Here is an 18,457-nt window from a genome sequence, read left to right on the forward strand (position 1 = left end):
ACATTCATCATAAAACATTGAAAAAATAAAAACATCTATTAGAAGGAAGGTATCAGATTATTTTGGTTATTATTGTATATATACGATATAATAGAAATGTAGAATAGTGAAATTTTCAAGCTTTCGTAGTGATACCTTATAAACATCTAGAATCGACTTCATAAGAAAAGTATTTAGGCAGGGCGTTTCAAAAATATGTACAGTAATTCATTTATGAAAACGGATTCACAAATGTGTTGTACAGTTGGTTGTAAGGAGAGGGGAAACTATGGCAGAACAGACAGTCCGTGTAACCGTAGATGGTAAAGAATTTTCAGCATCAGGTGAAAAGACGATACTACAATTATTTAACGAGAGTAATTTGGAACATCCTCAAATTTGTCATGTACCAGAAGTAGATCCAATTCAAACTTGTGATACGTGTATTGTAGAAGTAGATGGGAAGTTAATGCGTGCTTGTTCAACGCAAATAGAGAATGGTATGCATATTGAAAGACAGTCACAGCGTGCGAAAGAGGCGCAGACTGAGGCGATGGATCGAATATTAGAGAATCATTTATTGTATTGTACCGTATGTGATAACAATAATGGTAATTGTAAGGTTCATAATACAGTACATATGATGGGAATTGAAGAACAGAAATATCCGTATGAGCCGAAAGTAAGTGCTTGTGAAGTGGATATGTCACATCCGTTTTATCGGTATGATCCAAATCAATGTATTGCTTGTGGACAGTGTGTAGAAGTATGTCAAAACCTACAGGTTAATGAAACGATATCGATAGACTGGAGCTTAGATCGTCCGCGGGTTATATGGGATCATGGTGTAAGCATAAATGATTCATCTTGTGTGAGTTGTGGGCAGTGTGTAACAGTATGTCCATGTAATGCATTGATGGAGAAATCAATGTTAGGTGAAGCTGGATTCATGACAGGATTAAAACCAGATGTGTTAGATCCGATGATTGATTTTGTAAAGGATGTAGAGCCTGGATATAGTAGTATTTTAGCGGTTTCAGAAGTAGAGGCTGCGATGCGTAAGACGAAAGTGAATAAAACAAAAACAGTTTGTACATTTTGTGGTGTCGGTTGTTCATTCGAAGTATGGACGAAAGATCGCCATATATTAAAAGTGCAACCTGTTTCAGATGCACCGGTTAATGGTATTTCCACATGTGTAAAAGGTAAATTTGGATGGGACTTTGTAAATAGTGAAGATCGAATTACGAAGCCATTAATTCGCCAAGGAGATATGTTTGTTGAAGCTTCATGGGAAGAAGCGTTAGAAGTTGTTGCTTCTAACATGCAACATATTAAATCTGAATACGGCAGCGATGCATTTGGATTCATTTCTTCATCGAAAGTAACGAATGAAGAAAATTACCTTATGCAAAAACTAGCTCGTCAAATATATGGAACAAATAATGTAGATAACTGCTCGCGTTATTGCCAATCTCCAGCAACTGATGGTTTATTTAAAACTGTGGGTATGGGCGGCGATGCTGGAACAGTGAAAGATATAGCTGAAGCAGGCCTTGTCATTATCGTTGGTGCGAATCCAACAGAAGGACATCCTGTACTCGCGACGCGTGTAAAACGTGCTCATAAATTACACGAGCAAAAACTGATTGTAGCAGATCTTCGTAAACATGAAATGGCAGAGCGTGCGGATTTATTTATTCATCCGCGCCAAGGTACAGATTACGTATGGCTTGCTGGTATTACGAAATATATTATTGATCAAGATTGGCATGATAAAAAGTTCATAGCTGAAAATGTGAAGAACTTTGATGAATATAGCACAATGTTAGAAAAGTATACGCTTGATTATACAGAAGAAATTACGGGAATTTCGAAAGAAAACCTGAAAGAAATGGCTCGTATGGTATATGAAGCAGATGGAACTTGTATACTTTGGGGAATGGGTGTAACGCAAAATACAGGAGGAAGTACAACATCTGCTGCCATTTCAAATTTACTGCTTGTTACGGGGAACTATCGTCGTCCTGGTGCAGGCGCATATCCATTACGAGGTCATAATAACGTACAAGGTGCTTGTGATATGGCGACATTACCAAACTGGCTTCCAGGTTATCAAGCAGTATCGGATGATACGCTTCGTGCTAAGTTTGAAAAAGCATACGGCACAACGATTCCGAAAGCACCAGGATTAAATAATATCGCAATGTTACTTGCGGCAGAAGAAGGAAAACTACGTGGTATGTATGTCATGGGGGAAGAAATGGCTTTAGTCGATTCCAATGCGAACCATGTGCAACATATTTTAGCGAATTTAGACTTCCTCGTTGTTCAAGATATGTTCTTATCAAAAACAGCTCGTTTTGCTGATGTTATTTTACCAGCGGCACCAAGCTTAGAAAAAGAAGGAACGTTTACGAATACAGAGCGACGTATTCAAAGATTATATGAAGTATTAAAACCACTAGGTGATTCAAAACCGGATTGGTGGATTTTACAAAAAGTTGCTCGTGCACTCGGCGGGGATTGGAATTACGAAAGTCCAAGTGAAATTATGGACGAAATCGCATCGCTTGCACCGTTATACTCTCAAGCAACGTACGATCGTCTAGAAGGATGGAATAGTTTATGTTGGGGTAGTCATGATGGTAGTGATACACCGCTATTATATGTAGACGGATTTAACTTCCCAGATAAACTAGCTCGTTTATCATTAGATGAATGGGTACCACCAGTTGTAGCGCCAGATGAGTATGATTTACTTTTAAATAATGGACGTATGCTAGAACATTTCCATGAAGGGAATATGACGAATAAGTCGGCTGGTATTTTATCTAAAGTATCTGAAGTGTTCGTTGAAATTTCACCTGAACTTGCTATAGAGCGCAATGTGAAAGATGGTGGTCTTGTAGAATTAGCATCACCATTTGGCAAAATTAAAGTACAAGCGCTTATTACTGAGCGTGTAACGGGGAAAGAGCTATACTTACCGATGCATGCAACGATAAATGAAGAAGCGATCAATATTTTAACTGGGACGGCAACAGACCTTTATACGTGTACACCGGCGTACAAACAAACGATGGTGAAAATGCGTGTATTACGTGAAAAAGGAAATCGTCCGTTACCATCTTCAAACCCGCGAGATAAAAAGCGTAATCCGCAAAATGGTGTTGAAATCGAGCAAAAATGGCAAAGAAAACAATACGTATCACTCGTGGACTAGGGGGCGGAGATAGTGGCGAAAGAAATTACTTTAATTAAAAAGAAAGTTGTAACAGAGGAAGAACAGAAACAGCAAGTAGCAGATGAACTTCTAAATGAGCTATCTAATAATCGTGAAGCAGTAGAAGAAACGATGCAGCTGTTAGCGCAGTTACAGAAGGCTGGAATATTAGATGCGGCGATTAGTTTACTTGCTGCGAAAGAAGATGTTTCAAAAATCGCTGTGGAGCAATTAAATCGTGAACCAGTTAAAAATGCACTTAACAACATGATGGGGGCGGGGGAAGCACTGTCCTCAGTTGACCCAGAAGTAACAAAGCAAATCACATCGAGTTTAGTCACTGGATTGCAATTTGCAACAGATGAATTAAAGAGTGGTAAAAAAACAAAAGTGATGGACTTCTTTAAAGTGTTAAAAGATCCAGATATCAATAGAGCCATCACATTCGGATTTAGCTTCTTGAAAGCATTTGGACAAGGGTTAGAGAAAAAATAGAGTAAGTGAAAAAGTGATGGGAAGTAGCCATCACTTTTTTCATTGTATGTATAAGAGTGTTCATGTTAAGCGGAATATATTATTATTAAAGGGATGGGTTAGAAATGGAAATGTGGAATCCATCTCAAATATCGTTTTAGAATGTGGAGGAATATATGCAACACCGTAAAAGACTATCTATACCAGGAGTAATGAGACATTCCTTTCAAACTGTTAGATTTGCCTTTTGGAATGTGTTAACATTCCAACTTGCTTATAAATTGTTAGCAGCGATTGTGTTTATCCCGCTCTTTGGTATTATTTTCAATAAGTTGTTGTACTTTGGTGGGTATGCAAACGCAACAAATGATGAGTTATTAGCATTTTTGAAAACACCATACGGAATTTTGGCGATTGTAATTTTATCTATATTGGCATTGTTCCTGATCTTTACAGAGTTTGCAGTACTTATTATCATTTCGTACTTCGCTCATAAAAGGCAAAAGGTGAGATTACGTCCAATTTTATATAAAACAGTAACGTATTTACCTTCTCTGTTTACATATTGCTTACCTGGCTTTGTTTTGTATGCAGTTGTACTATTACCACTATTAAGTATGGGATATAAATCTGCATTGATTCCTGAAATTCAAATTCCTAATTTTATTACAGGTGAACTATTTAAGACAACAATGGGGCAAGTTGGATATTATACTTTCTTTGCTGTAGTTGCCTATTTGAACCTTCGTTGGATTTTTGTTTTACCTATTATTGTTTTAGAGGAGAAGCCGTTCCGTACGGCAGCACGCAAAAGCGCAAACTTAGTAAAAGAAAGCTTCTTTAAAGTTTTGTTCTTTTTAGTAGGCTTTTTCATATCTGTAGGAATTGTTTTTCTTTTATGTGTAGGAGTTTATTTACTTTGTCTGTGGGGAGTATATGAATTTACAAACCCAGAAGGGACATTTGCACTACTAGCAGAGTCAACTATTTCAGTTTTCCTAACAAGTACATTGTATCTATTTAGCTTTATTATGACGCCGTTCTATATTATGGCGTTAACAAGATTGTATTTACAAAAGGTTCCAGTCGAAGATGTTTTATTAGAAGAAGGATTAGATTATTCAAAGACGAAGGCAGATAAATGTTTCTTCCAAAAACATCGTTGGAAATTTATTGGCGTATATATTGTAGGAATTATTACTGCGGGAATGGTTGTTGCCTTCATTGTAACCTTTATTACAAATACGTATAAAGAACCAATTATTATGGCTCATCGCGGTTATATTTCAAAAGGTGTAGAAAATACGAAAGAAGCCATTCAAGGTGCTATTGATGCAAAAGCAGACTACGCTGAAATTGATGTTCTGCAAACAAAAGACGGTGAATTAGCAGTTATACATGATTTGAAGTTGAAACGCCTTGCTAATGCTAATGTTCACGTGTCAGATTTAACGATGGACGAGTTAAGACAACTTACTCTGAGTCAAGATGGGTTTTCAGGACAAATAAGTACACTTGATGAGATTATTAAGCTGTCAAAAGGCAAAATCAAACTCAATATTGAAGTGAAGCTTCATGGGGGCGAAAAAGATTTTGTAAACAAAGTATTAAAAACGATTAAAGATAATGAATTTGAAAAGCAATGTGTCATTCAAACGTTACACTATCCGCTTATAAAAGAATTTAAGCGTGCAAATCCAAATATAAAAGTAGGATATATACTGTATGCAAGTAGAGCTCACTTAAAGAATGTGAAGGCTGATTTTTATGTAGCAGAAGAATACATGCTAAATAAGAAATTAGTAAAAGAAGCAAGGAAGTTAAACAAGCCAATTTACGTATGGACGGTAAATGATATGGAAAGTTTAAAGGGATACTATAAATTAAACGTAGATGGTATCATTACCGATTATCCTGAATCGGCACGTGAAACAATTAAGATGTTAAAAGAGCAAGAAGAGGAAGAAAGTGATCTGTTTGATAAAATTACGGAAACAACAGATGATTTATTTTCCAAGTTATTTATAAGTTATCCAGCTGCTAGCTAAATGCTAGCAGCTGTTTTTTATAAAAAGAATATATCTCTAAAGTATTGTGTAAATTAATAACTGTATATGTATACGACATCATTAGGGTTTCTTACATTGTTACATTATTGTCGAATAATAAATGATTGGTACTTATTTTAAAGGAGTATAATAAAAATAGAGTGATAGATAATGGGGTGAAACGAGAATCCTAATAGAATCAATGTTTTATATATTTACACTATTCTAAATATATAAACTTTAAAAAAATGATATGTTAGCGTTTTCATAACTTTTAAGTTATGCTAGAATAAGGACATAAGTTATTAATTATTACAAAAAGAAAAAAGACTTTCTTTTTTCTGTTAATTATAAGGGGGCATTTCATTATGCGTATTGGGGTACCAGCAGAAATTAAAAACAACGAAAACCGTGTGGCAATGACACCAGCAGGTGTTGTACATTTAATTCGTAACAATCACGAAGTATTCATTCAAAAGGGTGCAGGTTTAGGATCAGGTTTCACAGATGCTCAGTATGTTGAAGCAGGAGCGAAAATTGTTGATACAGCTGAAGAAGCTTGGAACATGGAAATGGTTATGAAAGTTAAGGAACCAATTGAAAGCGAATACAAACACTTCAGCGAAGGTTTGATCTTATTCACATACCTACACTTAGCTCCAGAACCAGAATTAACAAAAGCATTAATCGAAAAGAAAGTTGTTTCTATTGCATATGAAACAGTACAATTAGAAAACCGTTCTCTACCATTACTTGCACCTATGAGTGAAGTAGCTGGTCGTATGGCTGCACAAATCGGTGCACAATTCCTTGAGAAAAACAAAGGCGGTAAAGGTATCTTACTTGCAGGTGTTCCAGGGGTTAAACGTGGTAAAGTAACAATCATCGGTGGTGGACAAGCTGGTACAAATGCTGCTAAAATTGCAGTTGGACTAGGTGCGGATGTAACAATCATCGACTTAAGTGCAGAACGTCTTCGTCAATTAGATGACATTTTCGGAAACCAAGTAAAAACTTTAATGTCTAATCCGTACAATATTGCAGAAGCTGTAAAAGAGTCTGATCTTGTAATCGGTGCAGTATTAATCCCAGGTGCAAAAGCGCCAAAACTTGTAACAGAAGAAATGATTAAATCAATGGAACCAGGTTCTGTTGTTGTAGATATCGCGATTGACCAAGGTGGTATTTTCGAAACAACTGACCGTATTACAACTCATGATAACCCAACTTACGAAAAACACGGCGTTGTTCATTATGCAGTTGCAAACATGCCAGGTGCGGTTCCACGTACATCAACTCTTGCATTAACAAACGTAACAGTACCATACGCAGTACAAATTGCTAACAAAGGCTACAAAGAAGCTTGCTTAGGCAACTCTGCATTACTAAAAGGTATTAACACATTAGATGGCTATGTAACATTCGAAGCAGTTGCAGAAGCTCACGGTGTAGAGTACAAAGGTGCTAAAGAATTATTAGAAGCAGAAACAGTATCTTGCTAATAGAAGCATTATACAAAACAAAATCGAACAATATATAAACCAACATGATAAGAGCTAAGAGTGAATATCTCTTAGCTCTTCTTGGCAAAAGGGGGCATACATCGTGGCCAACCTATTTAAAAAGAAATCCGTTACGCAATTGTTAGGGGAAAGTAAAAGTAAAACTTTAACGAAAACGCTAGGGGCATTTGACCTAACAATGCTAGGGATTGGTGCGATAATTGGTACAGGAGTACTAGTATTAACAGGATTAGTAGCAGCAAGAGATGCTGGTCCAGCAGTTATTTTTTCATTCATGATTGCAGCGATCGTTTGTGGATTTGCAGCGTTGTGTTATGCAGAAGTTGCATCTACACTTCCGGTTTCAGGTAGTGTGTACACATATTCATATGCGACAATTGGTGAGTTTATTGCCCATCTAATGGGATGGACATTACTATCTGTATATGTCGTAACAACTGCCGCAGTAGCAGGTGGATGGACAGGTTATTTTAATAACTTAGTGAGTGGATTCGGGTTAGAAATTCCAACAGAGTTGTTAAAGATTCCATCACAAGGTGGGATCGTGAATTTACCAGCAGTAGTCATTACATTAGTTTTAACTTGGTTACTATCAAGAGGTACGAAAGAAAGTAAGCGTGTGAATAACATAATGGTATTAATTAAAATTGGTATTGTTATTTTATTCATTGCAGTTGGTGCGTTCTACGTACAACCAGAAAACTGGACACCATTTGCACCATACGGTATTAGCGGAATCTTTGCCGGCGGAGCAGCAGTATTCTTTGCTTTCTTGGGATTTGATGCATTAGCAACTTCTGCTGAAGAAGTAAAAAATCCACAACGTGATTTACCAATTGGTATTATTGCTTCGTTAGTTATTTGTACAATTATTTATGTTGTAGTTTGTCTCGTTATGACAGGTATGGTTTCTTATAAAGAATTAGATGTACCAGAAGCTATGGCATATGTGTTAGAAGTTGTAGGACAAGATAAAGTAGCGGGTGTAATCGCAGTTGGAGCTGTAATTGGTATTATGGCTGTAATCTTTGCTTACATTTATGCAACGACACGTGTATTCTTCGCGATGAGCCGTGATGGTTTATTACCAAAATCATTTGCGAAAATTAATAAAAAGACAGAAGCACCAGTATTCTCAACTTGGTTAACAGGTATTGGTAGTGCTTTAATTGCTGGATTTATCGATTTAAAAGAATTGTCGAATTTAGCGAATATTGGAGCATTGTTAACATTTGCGATGGTAGGTGTGTCAGTTATTATTCTTCGTAAAACACATCCGAACTTAAAACGTGGCTTTATGGTACCACTTGTACCAACGCTACCGCTTATTTCAATCGCATGTTGTCTATTCTTAATGTTTAACCTACCATTAACAACATGGATCTACTTCGGTATTTGGTTAGCAATTGGAGTAGTTGTATACTTTGTTTATTCGAAAAAACATAGTCATTTAAAAGACGATGGAAGTTCGCAGGATAATTTAGAACAAGCTAATTAAAAGCTTAGTTAAAAGGGATATAAGTATAGTAAGCCTTGTGCGTCTAGGGAACGCGCAAGGCTTTTTCTTTTGTGTAAAGTGTATATTCTTTTTTGTATGAGAATGTAATGGATGCGGAAAATATGTATAGATCTTTTTAAAATGTGAACGAAATGTTCAAAAAAATGTATGAGATTTCATTGACACATATGAATAGGCGCTCATATAATAAAAGTATAAGATATATGAATGATTGTTCATATGTTCAAATAAAGAGGTGAGCTATAATGGCTGGAAATAAAATAGAAACACCACAAGAGACATGTTCTCAAACGATAATTCATGAAGAAGTTGTGGATCAAGTAAAACAAACAATTCCAACTGATGAAAGTTTAAGTAAAGTAGCAGAACTATTTAAAGTGTTAGGTGACCGTACACGTACGAGAATATTACATGCGCTATTTGAAGCTGAAATGTGCGTTTGTGATTTAGCTTATTTATTAGGAATGACACAATCATCTATTTCACATCAGCTTCGTGTGTTAAAGCAAGCGAAACTGGTAAAGAATCGTAAAGAAGGAAAGGTCGTTTATTATTCGTTAGCTGACCAACACGTAATTCATATCTTCGAGCAAGCGTTTGAACACGTAAACGAGGAAGAATAAAAAAGAGCGCGAGGAGGGAGAACGATGGCTGAAGCATTAGTGAAAAAGAAACTGATGTTAGAAGGTTTAGATTGTGCGAACTGTGCAATGAAAATTGAAAAAGGCGTTGGGAATATAGAAGGAGTAAATTCTTGCTCTGTAAATTTCGCGACAAAAACAATGGTTTTAGAAACAGCGCAAAATAAAGAAAGCGAAGTTGTTACAGAAGCAAAACAACTTGTTACAAAATTAGAACCGCACATTAAAGTGCAAGAAGAAAAAAACACAAAAATGGCAAAAGAAGTGTTTATATTAGAAGGTTTAGATTGCGCAAATTGTGCGATGAAGATTGAAAATAAAGTTAAGGAAATGCCGACGGTTTCAGCAGCAACTGTTGATTTCGTATCAAAGAAATTACGAGTTGAAGTAGCGAATAAAAGAGAATTAGAAACGACTGTAGCCAATATAACAAATGTCGTTCAAAAGTTAGAACCAGATGTGAAAGTTGTTCGTGAAGAAAAAGGTAGTCATGACCACGGACATAGTCACGATCATGGAGAAGCAAATGTGAAAAAGATGGTAGGACGATTAGTGGTTGGCGGAATTTTGACAGCAATTGCTGCATTAGCTGGCTTACCACAAATAATCACAATTCCGTTATTCGTCCTTGCGTATGTATTAATTGGTGGAGATATCGTTTGGAGAGCAGTAAGAAACATAACTCGTGGCCAAGTGTTTGATGAGAACTTCTTAATGGCAATTGCAACACTGGGAGCTTTCGCAATTCAACAATACCCAGAAGCGGTTGCAGTAATGTTATTCTATCAAGTAGGAGAACTATTCCAAAGTATTGCGGTAAACCGTTCTCGAAAATCAATTACTTCATTAATGGATATTCGTCCTGATTACGCGAATGTAAAGATTGGAAATAAAACGAAACAAGTATCACCAGAAGATGTACAAATCGGCGATTATATTATCGTGAAACCTGGTGAGAAAGTACCGTTAGACGGAAAAGTAGTTGAAGGAACATCAATGGTAGATACTTCAGCATTGACTGGTGAATCTGTACCACGTGAAGTTGAAATTGGAAATGATGTATTAAGTGGTTTTGTGAACCAAAATGGTGTATTAACAATTGAAGTTACAAAAGAATTTGGTGAATCAACTGTATCAAAAATTTTAGATTTAGTTCAAAATGCAAGCAGTAAAAAAGCACCAACGGAAAACTTTATTACGAAGTTTGCACGTTACTACACACCAGTTGTAGTTATTACAGCGGCAATCATGGCGTTTATTCCACCACTTATTTTAGAAGGAGCTACATTTGCTGATTGGATTTATAGAGCTCTAGTGTTCTTAGTAATCTCTTGTCCATGTGCGTTAGTTGTATCTATTCCTCTTGGATTCTTTGGAGGTATCGGCGGTGCATCTAAAAGTGGTGTGTTAGTAAAAGGTAGTAACTATTTAGAAGCTTTAAATGATGTGAAATATATTGTTTTTGACAAAACAGGAACATTGACAAAAGGTGTTTTCAAAGTTACAAAAATGGAACCGAGCGAAGGTACTACAAGTGAAGAGTTATTAGAGTATGCGGCATTTGCTGAAGTATATTCTAACCATCCAATTGCCCAATCTATTCGAAAGGCATATGGAAAATCAATTGATGAAAAAATAATCGATGATTATAACGAAATTTCTGGTCACGGTACAGTCGTAAAAGTACAAGGCAAAGAAATTTTTGCAGGTAATGCAAAATTAATGAGAAAAGAAAATATTACATTTAAGCAACCAGAAACAGTAGGTACATTAGTTCACGTTGCTGTAGATGGAAAATATGCAGGTTATATTGTTATCTCTGATGAGGTAAAAGAGGATTCAAAACAAGCGATTCAAAAGTTAAAAGAACTAGGTATTAAAAAGACAGTAATGTTAACTGGTGATGCAAAACCAGTTGGTGAAGCTGTCGGTAAAGAATTAGGCTTAGATGAAGTTCATGCGGAATTACTACCGCAACAAAAAGTAGAAGAGATTGAAAAAATTGATGCAGCGAAGCACGGAAAAGAAAAAATTGCCTTCGTTGGTGACGGTATTAACGATACACCAGTATTAGCCCGTGCAGACGTTGGTATTGCGATGGGTGGTTTAGGGTCAGATGCGGCAATTGAAGCGGCAGATATCGTTATTATGACTGATGAGCCTTCAAAAATTGCGACAGCTGTACACATTGCAAAACGTACACGACGCATTGTATGGCAAAATATTATCTTTGCATTAGGTGTAAAAGGATTAGTTTTATTACTGGGTGCTTTCGGTATTGCAACAATGTGGGAAGCTGTCTTCTCAGATGTGGGCGTGACACTACTTGCAGTGTTAAATGCAATGCGTGTATTACGAGTGAAAGATTTATAAAAAAGAGGACGCAACCCGCGTCCTCTTTTTTATTGGCTATTTCGTTGAAATTGATTCAATAAAATAATAACAAATATTATTTTATAAATGAATAATGTAATATTAAAATTTAAAAATAAAAAATATTTGTCTTATTATTTTGATATATTTTCTACAAAGATACATATAGTAGTGAAAAACAGAGAAGGAGAAGCTTCTCTGTTTTATTTTTGTATATTTTTTTCAACTTGTTCTCGAACAGTTTGAATGTAATTCATTTTATGATCCCAGCACTCTTGACTTAAATCAACAGGGTACTCTTCAGGATTTAAAGTTCGCATATACTCTTCCCAAAATAGTGCGAGACTTTGTTCATTATATTTTTGAATATCTAATATGCCTGGTAGTTCATATGTTCTTTCACCGTTAACGAAAATGTCTTTATGCAGTTCGCGAGCTTCAAAGTTTGTTACAAATTTACTTATATACGTGTGAACAGGATGAAACATTTTTAAGCGTTCTTCTTTTCCGGGTTCTTCATAATCTAATGCAATATAATCGCCTTCAGCATGATCGTTTACTCGATTGATAATGCGATAAATTCGTTTAAGTCCTGGAGTAGTAATTTTTTCAGGGTTAGATGAAATTTTAATTGTATCATTTAATTTTCCATCAGTATCTTCAATCGCAACTAGTTTATAAACAGCTCCTAACGCTGGTTGCTCAAAGGACGTAATCAATTTTGTTCCAACGCCCCATACATCAATTTTTGCTCCTTGAGATTTCAAGTGCATAATTGTGTATTCATCTAAATCGCTAGAAGCAATAATTTTTGTATTGGTAAACCCGGCTTCATCTAGTAGTTTTCTTGCCTTTTTAGATAAATAAGCCATATCACCACTATCGAGGCGAATTCCGTAAAAATCGATGCGATCCCCAAACTCTTTTGCCACGCGAATTGCATTTGGAACACCAGATTTTAATGTGTCATATGTATCAACGAGAAAGACACACTTTTTATGAGTTTCAGCGTATTTCTTAAAGGCAACATATTCATCGCGATAAGCTTGAACAAAAGAGTGCGCATGTGTGCCGGCTACAGGTATCCCAAAGCGTTTTCCAGCCCGTACGTTACTTGTAGAGGAGAAACCACCAATAAAGGCAGCGCGTGTGCCCCAAAGGGCTGCATCGAACTCGTGGGCACGTCTTGTGCCGAACTCTAAAAGTTCATCGTTATTTGCAGCGTGCTTCATACGAGCTGCTTTCGTTGCAATTAATGTTTGGTAATTCACAATGTTTAACAGGGCAGTTTCAATAATTTGTGCTTCACCGAGCGGTGCATCGACACGTAATAAAGGCTCGTTATTAAACACAACTTCACCTTCTTGCATACTACGAACCGTACCAGTGAATTTCATATTTTGTAAATAATGAAGAAATTCTTCTTCAAATTGTAATTCTGCTAAATAAGCGATATCGCTCTCGGTAAAGCTGAAGTTTTCTATGTACTCTACAATTTTTTCAAGGCCAGCAAAAACAGCATAACCGTTCTCGAATGGAAGCTTTCGAAAGTATAAATCAAACACCGAGCGGCGGTTATGAATACCATCTTTCCAATATGTATAAGCCATATTAATTTGATATAAATCTGTATGTAAGGCATAGCTATCGTCTTTATAATAAGTCATCGCGAAAACACCTCCATAATTTGGTTATAGTATACCAATTTTTCACCCATCGTAGCAAAGAATGGATATGAAAGAAGAGTCAAGAGGGAAAAAAATGAAATAATGCATATTTTTTAGAAAATTAACATTTATCAATTTATATTTCTCAAGATTTTATGTATTATTAAAGTAATGGGGGTAAATGAGAATGGAGGAGGACAATGCAACAAACATTAGAAAAAATAGGCAAACAAGTCTTTTACAAACGGCTACAGCAAAAAATGACACAAGAAGAATTATGTCAGGGCATTTGTTCTGTCTCATACTTAAGTAAAATCGAAAATGGAAAGATCGAAGCATCAGAAGAGATTCTACAATTGCTCTGCGCAAGATTAGAAATTGCCGTGACGGATTTGAGAGATGTAGAAGAAGATGTGAAGGGGAAGCTGGATGAATGGTTAAATGCATTAGTTCATTTGGACAAGCCACAAGTAGAGCGCATATATGAAGAATTACAAGGTGAAATGAAGCATGTTTTGGATTTTGAAATTATAAATTATTATAAACTGCTTTATACGCGTTATTTAATTATGAAACGAGATTTTCCTGCTGTTGAAGAAGAATTAGAGAGCTTAAAAAAGATGTACAAAAAGTATTCGCCATTCCAGAAATTATTATATACGTATAGTAAAGGTCTATATTATTTTTTACAGCATAAATATAAAACGGCCCTAGATTATTTAGTTCAAACTGAAGTGATGGCGAAAGAACAAGGCTATTATGAAACTGGGATCTATTATAATTTAGCTCTCGTTTATAATGAATTAGAAATAGAACATATGGCTTTACATTTTGCTCATTTAGCTATGGAAGGCTTTAAGAATGAATATAAATTTCGTCATGTGATTAATTGCCAGTTATTGATAGGGTTAAGTTATATACAGAAAAAACAATATAATGAAGCTTTAGGAATTTATAGAAATATTTTAAGAGAGGCTAATTCTTTTGCGGATAAAGATAACATAACAGCGATTGCTCTAAATAACATGGGGTATTTACATTACCATTTAAAGGATTATGCAAAAGCGAAAGAGTATTATTTACAATGTTTGCAATACAAGAAGGAAGAAGATTTAGATTACATTGATGCTGTATATGAGATTGCATTGCAATGTATTGAATTGAAGGAATTTGAAGAAGTAAAAGAGTGGATTAATAAAGGGATAGAAGTTGCGAAAAGAGATGAGAAGTATAAAAGTATGTTATATACACTTTTAATACTTCAATATAAATATTTTGAAGAGAAGGGGGTGTATAAAAAGTTTTTAGAAACAGAAGCTTTAACATTTTTTAAGCAAGAGGAAAATAAAAAAGATTTAAAAAAGGTATATTTAGAATTAGCAAAATATCATGAGGAAGTATTAGAATTCCAAGAAAGTAATCGATACTATAGACTAACCATTAATTTATTAGAAGAAAAGGGAGGAAGATGAATATGAAAAAAATGATTTTTGGTGCATTAGCATTGGTGGCTATATTAGTAGTGTTAGAACCTCAATATGCTTGGACTGGAGATATGTACGGTCAAGCTAAAGAAGTAATAGAAGTAATAAATTCTTAATAAAAACCCCTTTCCAACCGGAAAGGGGTTTTTTCAATATTTGTTCCCCAAAATTCTACAAAACTTGAGAAATAAATTAATTGAATTTTTAGTATATTAATAGTGAAAACATAATGCTAATATGAAACTACTCTTTTTCAAAAAATAATTTATTAGGGGGAAGATTCATGAAAAAGAAAAGTTTAGCGTTAGTGTTAGCGACAGGAATGGCAGTTACAACGTTTGGAGGGACAGGCTCTGCTTTTGCAGATTCTAAAAATGTGCTCTCTACGAAGAAGTACAATGAGACAGTACAGTCACCGGAGTTTGTTTCTGGGGATTTAACTGAAGCAACTGGTAAGAAAGCGGAATCTGTTGTGTTTGATTACTTAAATGCAGCAAAGGGTGATTATAAGTTAGGGGAAAAGAGTGCGCAAGATTCTTTCAAAGTGAAACAAGCGAAGAAAGATGCTGTAACTGATTCAACAGTATTACGTCTGCAACAAGTATACGAAGGAGTACCTGTATGGGGTTCTACGCAAGTAGCTCACGTAAGTAAAGATGGTTCTTTAAAAGTATTGTCTGGAACAGTTGCACCTGATTTAGACAAAAAAGAAAAGTTGAAAAATAAAAATAAGATCGAAGGCGCAAAAGCAATTGAAATTGCGCAAAAAGATTTAGGGGTAACACCTAAATATGAGGTAGAACCAAAAGCGGACTTATATGTATATCAAAACGGTGAAGAAACAACATATGCATACGTTGTAAATTTAAACTTCTTAGAGCCAAGCCCAGGAAACTACTACTATTTTATTGAAGCAGATAGCGGTAAAGTATTAAATAAATATAATAAATTGGATCATGTAGCAAATGAAGATAAGTCACCAGTTAAGCAAGAGGCACCTAAACAAGAAGCGAAACCGGCTGTAAAGCCTGTAACAGGCACAAATGCAGTGGGTACTGGTAAAGGTGTATTAGGAGATACGAAGTCACTTAATACAACGTTATCTGCATCATCTTACTATTTACAAGATAATACGCGCGGAGCAACGATTTTCACATATGATGCGAAAAACCGCTCAACATTACCAGGTACGTTATGGGTAGATGCGGATAATGTTTTCAATGCAGCGTATGATGCAGCGGCAGTAGATGCTCATTACTATGCGGGTAAAACATATGATTACTATAAAGCTACTTTTAATAGAAACTCTATTAATGATGCAGGAGCGCCATTAAAATCAACAGTTCATTATGGAAGTAGATATAATAATGCGTTCTGGAATGGCTCTCAAATGGTATACGGAGATGGTGATGGTGTAACATTCACTTCATTGTCTGGTGGAATTGATGTAATTGGCCATGAATTAACGCATGCTGTTACAGAGTATAGCTCAGATTTAATCTATCAAAATGAATCAGGAGCATTAAATGAAGCTATTTCAGATGTTTTTGGTACTTTAGTAGAATTCTATGATAACCGTAACCCAGATTGGGAAATTGGTGAAGATATTTATACGCCTGGTAAAGCAGGAGATGCGCTTCGCTCTATGAGTGATCCAACGAAATATGGTGATCCAGATCATTATTCTAAGCGTTACACTGGTACTAGTGATAACGGTGGGGTTCATACAAACAGTGGTATTATTAACAAACAAGCTTATTTATTAGCAAATGGCGGTACGCATTACGGTGTAACTGTAACTGGTATTGGTAAAGATAAGCTAGGTGCAATCTATTACCGTGCAAACACACAATATTTCACGCAATCTACTACATTTAGTCAAGCGCGTGCTGGTGCAGTACAAGCTGCAGCTGATTTATATGGTGCGAACTCTGCTGAAGTAAATGCAGTTAAGCAATCATTTAGTGCTGTTGGTATTAACTAACGATCTAAAGGATAGCTATTAATAAAATACCTCAAAAATAAAGAAGGAGCCTATGCTCCTTCTTTATTTTTTTCTCCATTTTTTCCACAAATAATATAATCCGATACAACCTGCGATTGTCACAATCCACTTCGCTTCATTTGTTCCGTTCATGACATGATATGCCGAATATACTTCAATCAATAAAGCCGGTATTTTACCTATTGTACTGGCAATACTGAAGGATAGTAATGACATTTTACCTAGAGCTGCAAATAAAGTAACGATACTGGATGGGATGAAAGGTATCAATCGGAATGATAGGACGAGTAGAAAGGCCTCTCTACCTTCTACATAAAGTAGGCGTTCTACCTTTGGGTACTTATTTACTTTGCTGTGAGTGAATTTCTGAAGGCCTATACGATAAATATAAAACGAGATAATAGCCCCTAATGCCTCACCTGCGATCGAAATAATAGTTCCATTTGCTACACCGAAGAGCTGTATGTTAATAGCTGTCAAAAAAATACTAGGGATAAAACCTAAAAGACTGATGATGATGTTAATTAAGATACTAAGTGGAATTGCGATTGAATAATAGTCTGTTAAGAAGTTTTGAATTGTTTCAGCCATTGTTTAAAATCCTTTATCTTTTTTTGCATTACACCATATTTCCATTGTATAGGCAAGTGCAAATTTACATAATGTAGAAAAACGTTAAAAAACAACATTATTATACCTCATATGGGTATTAGGTATATAAAGTGAGGGGTATATTTTGTTTTTTAAAAAAATAAAAATAAAGCCTTTGTTTAAAAGGTTAATAGATAGTTTTATGGGGAGGTTTAATTCGGGAAATAATCATAAAAACATAGGGGTATATTTATGTAAGAGGCAAAAATAGCGGTTTTATGAAAAACGGGTGGTAATATGGCAAAATAGATGAGGAATTTGAAAAATGTGTATGTTTTTTCGATGTGAAATTGACTTTTAGTGAAGTTACGATAATAATCATGAAAGAGGTGATATGATGAAACGAATAAGTAGTCTTTTCGTGAGTAGTTTATTGGCACTCATGCTGATCTTAAGTGGATGTGCAGGAAAAGAACAAAAAACAGAGAAACAAACAGGGAATCAATCGACATCAGTAGAAAAAATTAGTGATAATATTTTAGATGAAATGGAAGGGCCACCTAAAAATGGTCATACGATTGAAAGACATGTAGGCAAATCAGAAGAAGATTTGAAGAATCGCTTGAAGACAGATAAAGTATCAGCAGCAAGTACATACTATGACAAGGAAACGGCAACGAAAGCTGTAAAAGATAGTTTGAAGCAGCATGATAAGGAAATTCAAGATTGGTTAAAAAATTCTAAAGAGGCTCGTCTCGTATTAAATACAACACATTCATTCCCGGTTGGAAAAACGGTAATAAAGAAAAATATGAATGTAAAAGACAAGTTAGTCAAAACTGTTACTGTTTTAGCAAGAGATAAGTCAGGGGATTTAGGATATAAGATCATTACTTCTTATCCATCTGATAAATAAGAAGGGGGAGT

The 18,457-nt window shown here is 35.5% G+C and carries 13 protein-coding genes; 11 read left to right on the plus strand and 2 right to left on the minus strand.

Translation table 11 applies throughout. The features are described 5' to 3' along the window. The first annotated feature begins 268 nt into the window (after positions 1–268). The 7 genes from fdhF to MR147_RS20020 all read left to right on the plus strand — a co-directional run bounded on the left by fdhF (position 269) and on the right by MR147_RS20020 (position 11,783). The gene (gene fdhF, locus MR147_RS19990; protein WP_000840656.1) at positions 269–3,205 is read left to right on the plus strand and encodes a formate dehydrogenase subunit alpha; all 2,937 of its coding nucleotides are present in this window, start codon (positions 269–271) and stop codon (positions 3,203–3,205) included. Positions 3,206–3,217: 12 nt separating this feature from the next. Further along, entirely contained in the window at positions 3,218–3,700 is a 483-nt protein-coding gene (locus tag MR147_RS19995) for a helical membrane plugin domain-containing protein (protein WP_001040528.1), read from the plus strand. A 155-nt stretch (positions 3,701–3,855) separates the two neighbouring features. Then, a complete protein-coding gene (locus tag MR147_RS20000; RefSeq protein ID WP_074609046.1) occupies positions 3,856–5,727 on the plus strand; it encodes a glycerophosphoryl diester phosphodiesterase membrane domain-containing protein in 1,872 nt (623 codons plus the stop codon). A 368-nt stretch (positions 5,728–6,095) separates the two neighbouring features. Beyond that, positions 6,096–7,229 (plus strand): alanine dehydrogenase, encoded by a 1,134-nt coding sequence (gene ald / locus MR147_RS20005; RefSeq protein ID WP_001219742.1) that lies wholly within the window; start codon positions 6,096–6,098, stop codon positions 7,227–7,229. A 103-nt stretch (positions 7,230–7,332) separates the two neighbouring features. After that, positions 7,333–8,748 (plus strand): amino acid permease, encoded by a 1,416-nt coding sequence (locus tag MR147_RS20010; protein ID WP_001284877.1) that lies wholly within the window; start codon positions 7,333–7,335, stop codon positions 8,746–8,748. Positions 8,749–9,014: 266 nt separating this feature from the next. Then, the gene (locus MR147_RS20015) at positions 9,015–9,392 is read left to right on the plus strand and encodes an ArsR/SmtB family transcription factor (RefSeq protein WP_074609048.1); all 378 of its coding nucleotides are present in this window, start codon (positions 9,015–9,017) and stop codon (positions 9,390–9,392) included. A 24-nt stretch (positions 9,393–9,416) separates the two neighbouring features. Next, positions 9,417–11,783, plus strand: coding sequence for a heavy metal translocating P-type ATPase (locus tag MR147_RS20020; protein WP_074609050.1), 2,367 nt, complete (start codon positions 9,417–9,419; stop codon positions 11,781–11,783). Between the two features lie 203 nt (positions 11,784–11,986). On the opposite strand, the gene MR147_RS20025 is transcribed toward MR147_RS20020, so the two are convergent. Then, on the minus strand, positions 11,987–13,450 hold the full coding sequence (locus tag MR147_RS20025; RefSeq protein WP_074609052.1) for a nicotinate phosphoribosyltransferase: 1,464 nt from the start codon (positions 13,448–13,450) through the stop codon (positions 11,987–11,989). Positions 13,451–13,650: 200 nt separating this feature from the next. Between MR147_RS20025 and MR147_RS20030 the strand changes: the two genes are divergently transcribed. From MR147_RS20030 to MR147_RS20040, 3 genes are all read left to right on the plus strand, one after another. Next, complete coding sequence (locus tag MR147_RS20030; protein WP_016716432.1) at positions 13,651–14,922, plus strand: helix-turn-helix transcriptional regulator; 1,272 nt, start codon at positions 13,651–13,653, stop codon at positions 14,920–14,922. A gap of 2 nt (positions 14,923–14,924) precedes the next feature. Beyond that, positions 14,925–15,050 (plus strand): NprX family peptide pheromone, encoded by a 126-nt coding sequence (locus tag MR147_RS20035; protein ID WP_000738188.1) that lies wholly within the window; start codon positions 14,925–14,927, stop codon positions 15,048–15,050. A 167-nt stretch (positions 15,051–15,217) separates the two neighbouring features. Next, positions 15,218–16,918, plus strand: a complete 1,701-nt coding sequence (locus tag MR147_RS20040; protein WP_000730391.1) for a M4 family metallopeptidase — start codon at positions 15,218–15,220, stop codon at positions 16,916–16,918. Positions 16,919–16,981: 63 nt separating this feature from the next. On the opposite strand, the gene MR147_RS20045 is transcribed toward MR147_RS20040, so the two are convergent. Beyond that, positions 16,982–17,530, minus strand: a complete 549-nt coding sequence (locus MR147_RS20045; RefSeq protein WP_074609054.1) for a TVP38/TMEM64 family protein — start codon at positions 17,528–17,530, stop codon at positions 16,982–16,984. A 397-nt stretch (positions 17,531–17,927) separates the two neighbouring features. Here MR147_RS20045 and MR147_RS20050 point away from each other — a divergent pair, with 397 nt between their 5' ends. Further along, positions 17,928–18,446 (plus strand): RNase A-like domain-containing lipoprotein, encoded by a 519-nt coding sequence (locus MR147_RS20050; RefSeq protein ID WP_070805191.1) that lies wholly within the window; start codon positions 17,928–17,930, stop codon positions 18,444–18,446. Positions 18,447–18,457 lie beyond the last annotated feature (11 nt).

The organism is Bacillus cereus group sp. BfR-BA-01350 (assembly GCF_022663775.1).
GTDB classification, from domain to species: Bacteria; Bacillota; Bacilli; order Bacillales; family Bacillaceae_G; genus Bacillus_A; species Bacillus_A paranthracis.

Bases quoted from the DNA above. Each gene is read 5' to 3' on its own strand.
- MR147_RS20015 (WP_074609048.1), top strand. From the start codon at position 9,015: ATGGCTGGAAATAAAATAGAAACACCACAAGAGACATGTTCTCAAACG.
- fdhF (WP_000840656.1), top strand. From the start codon at position 269: ATGGCAGAACAGACAGTCCGTGTAACCGTAGATGGTAAAGAATTTTCA.
- MR147_RS20035 (WP_000738188.1), top strand. From the start codon at position 14,925: ATGAAAAAAATGATTTTTGGTGCATTAGCATTGGTGGCTATATTAGTA.
- MR147_RS20040 (WP_000730391.1), top strand. From the start codon at position 15,218: ATGAAAAAGAAAAGTTTAGCGTTAGTGTTAGCGACAGGAATGGCAGTT.
- MR147_RS20020 (WP_074609050.1), top strand. From the start codon at position 9,417: ATGGCTGAAGCATTAGTGAAAAAGAAACTGATGTTAGAAGGTTTAGAT.
- MR147_RS20000 (WP_074609046.1), top strand. From the start codon at position 3,856: ATGCAACACCGTAAAAGACTATCTATACCAGGAGTAATGAGACATTCC.
- MR147_RS20025 (WP_074609052.1), bottom strand. From the start codon at position 13,450: ATGACTTATTATAAAGACGATAGCTATGCCTTACATACAGATTTATAT.
- MR147_RS20030 (WP_016716432.1), top strand. From the start codon at position 13,651: ATGCAACAAACATTAGAAAAAATAGGCAAACAAGTCTTTTACAAACGG.
- MR147_RS20045 (WP_074609054.1), bottom strand. From the start codon at position 17,530: ATGGCTGAAACAATTCAAAACTTCTTAACAGACTATTATTCAATCGCA.
- ald (WP_001219742.1), top strand. From the start codon at position 6,096: ATGCGTATTGGGGTACCAGCAGAAATTAAAAACAACGAAAACCGTGTG.
- MR147_RS20050 (WP_070805191.1), top strand. From the start codon at position 17,928: ATGAAACGAATAAGTAGTCTTTTCGTGAGTAGTTTATTGGCACTCATG.